We start from the raw sequence: 307 nt of genomic DNA, 5'->3' as shown, positions 1-307 counted from the left end.
GTGCGCCTGTACGAGCTCAAGCGCGAACTGAACAAGATGCGGATGGCGGTGGCGCCGCTGCAGGATGTGCTGGCCCAGCTGCGCCGTTACCAGGGCGAGCTGGTTCCGGACGAAGTGATCCGCGTTGACACCCGTTCGGGCGAATACTCCGCACGCGTCAAATAAGGTTCCGGTCGCAGGCCGACCTTGCTGTAGAGCCGAGCCCACGCTCGGCTGCATTTCGATCAGATATCGAATAGTTGATTCCGATGCGGATTCATCCACGCATGGCGTGGATCTACCCACCGCCGCCGATAACCTGTCGGGG

1 pseudogene is annotated in these 307 nt (G+C 61.6%); it reads left to right on the top strand.

Features of this window, described 5'->3' with window-relative positions:
- A pseudogene (locus ABGA94_RS00900) lies at positions 1–117 on the top strand (magnesium and cobalt transport protein CorA); the annotation flags it as partial.
- Between the last annotated feature and the right edge of the window lie 190 nt (positions 118–307).

It is taken from the genome of Stenotrophomonas sp. 3diitr2024, from assembly GCF_042136455.1.
Lineage (GTDB): Bacteria > Pseudomonadota > Gammaproteobacteria > Xanthomonadales > Xanthomonadaceae > Stenotrophomonas > Stenotrophomonas sepilia.
This window is presented reverse-complemented; position numbering and strand designations above follow the sequence as displayed.